This is a genomic window from Mesorhizobium sp. M4B.F.Ca.ET.089.01.1.1, assembly GCF_004022605.1.
In the GTDB taxonomy this organism is placed as follows: domain Bacteria; phylum Pseudomonadota; class Alphaproteobacteria; order Rhizobiales; family Rhizobiaceae; genus Mesorhizobium; species Mesorhizobium abyssinicae.
Genome location: NZ_RZOS01000721.1, coordinates 1 through 1873, shown reverse-complemented (window position 1 = coordinate 1873; position 1873 = coordinate 1). Strand labels below are relative to the sequence as shown.

2 protein-coding genes are annotated in these 1873 nt (G+C 64.0%); one reads left to right on the top strand and one right to left on the bottom strand.

Features of this window, described 5'->3' with window-relative positions; all coding sequences use genetic code 11:
- Window positions 1–195: 195 nt before the first annotated feature.
- A complete protein-coding gene (locus tag EN780_RS33165) occupies window positions 196–1110 on the top strand; it encodes a LysR family transcriptional regulator (RefSeq protein WP_128276372.1) in 915 nt (304 codons plus the stop codon).
- Window positions 1111–1354: 244 nt separating this feature from the next.
- On the opposite strand, the gene EN780_RS33160 is transcribed toward EN780_RS33165, so the two are convergent.
- Window positions 1355–1873, bottom strand: a 519-nt coding sequence (locus tag EN780_RS33160; protein ID WP_128276371.1) for a DUF2314 domain-containing protein, incomplete at its 5' end; no start/stop codon positions are given.

Here is a 1873-nt window from a genome sequence, read left to right as displayed (position 1 = left end):
GTCGAGCAGGCCGCGCGTGCGGGGCCTGAACGGCGCGATGAAGAGATCGAGAACCGGACGACGAAGCGTGTTGTAAAGGGTGGTGGTCATTGCCGTGTCCTTTCGGGTTCGAGTTCGATGACCAGAGCATGCCGTTTTCCGGCCTTGGATTCCAATCGAACCTCGCGTAGCATGCATCAGGAGGATTGATGCGTCATGAGTTGGGAGCTGCCGCCGCTAGGCGCCATCCGCGTGTTTGAGGCCGCGGCGCGGCTGGGCAGTTTCACCAAGGCGGCCGAAGAACTCGGCATGACCCAGTCGGCGGCCAGCTATCAGATCAAGGTGCTGGAAGAACGCGCGGGAACGCCGCTTTTCATAAGAAAAACAAGACAGATCGCCCTGACCGAGGCCGGACAGCAGTTGGCGCCGCACGCATCAGGCGCGTTCTCGGCCCTGGCCGATGCGTGGGTCGCGACCAAGGGCGGCGCGACCGGCGTGCTGTCGGTGACGACCATGGAGACCTTCGCAACGAACTGGCTGGCCGTATGGCTTGGAACATTCCAGCTGATGCATCCCGATCTCGCCGTGAAGGTGAACACATCGCCCCGCCTGGTCGATTTCACGCGCGAGGACATGGATGTCGGGATCCGCACCGGCACCGGAAAATGGCCCGGCCTGACGGCGCACTATCTCTTCAAGGCTGACTATACGCCGATGCTCAGCCCGCGACTGGCCGAGAGCGTGGGCGGCATCCACCGTCCCGAGGATCTCTACAAGGTGGCGCTATGCTGCGCCGACGATCCCTGGTGGAAAATCTGGTTCGAGGCGGCCGGCGTGCCGTTCGAACCCGATCGCGTCGTCGCGGGTCCGACGCTGGGGTCGCAGGCTTACGATGCAATGGCGGCGCTGACCGACCAGGGCGCCGCGATCCTCACCCGCAACATCTATAGCGCCCTGCTGGCCAAGGGACAGTTGATCCAGCCTTTTGAAGTGCTTGGATCCGATGGCGACGGCTATTGGCTGGTGCACCTGGAAAGCCGCCGCAATGCACCCAAGATCAAGGTGTTCCGCGACTGGGTGCTCGCCCAGACGGCTGAGATACGCGAGCGCGAAAGACGCGAGGCGCGATAACATCGAGGCGATGGCCTACGAGGCAGCGCGCCCTCTCCTTCTCCCCCTGCGGGAGAAGGTGGCCGAGCGAAGGTCGGTCGGATGAGGGGTGTTCCAGCTTGACGCCGTCGGATGCGGAGCCGAGCGCTAACGTATTGAAATCACCCGCTGACAGAGGCGCGGCGCTCCGTCGCGTACCCCTCATCCGTCTCGGCGCTGCGCGCCGATCCACCTTCTCCCAAAGGGGGAGAAGGGAAGATGTATTTCAATCCTTGAAGGTGATGCCGTATTTCGCGGCCTGTTCCTTCGGCATGTCGGCAAACGCCTGGCGCACGGTATAGCCGCCGTAAACCTCGCCGCCGTTCTTGACCATCCAGTCCTCGACGTCGGCTTCCGCCACCGTCATGCGGTCGCCCATCTTGTATTTGGTGCCGTTGACGGGTTCGTCGGCAAGCAGGCCGATGAAGGTGCCGTCGCCCAGGCCGGTGAGCTGCATCCAGATGTGCTCGGTGGCGCCGTTCTGGGTCAGCGGGAACTTCACCGTGTAGGTGCCGGGCGTGCCGGCGGCCATCAGCTCGTGGAAGCGCGGCAGCGTCGAGTGGCCCTTGTTCTTGGCGGCCTGCATCGCCTTGTCTTCAGTGGAATAGGCGACGACGTTCTCCGTCATCGCGCGAGGCGCCGTCTGCGAGGCGCCCGGCGCCGCGGCCGGAATGGCCATCGGTTTGTCGCTCCGCCCGTGCCCGAGCGCATTGAAAAATCCGTAGCCGACAGCGGCCACGAAGAC

Coding starts and splice junctions, on each gene's coding strand:
- EN780_RS33165 (WP_128276372.1), top strand. CDS start 196: ATGAGTTGGGAGCTGCCGCCGCTAGGCGCCATCCGCGTGTTTGAGGCC.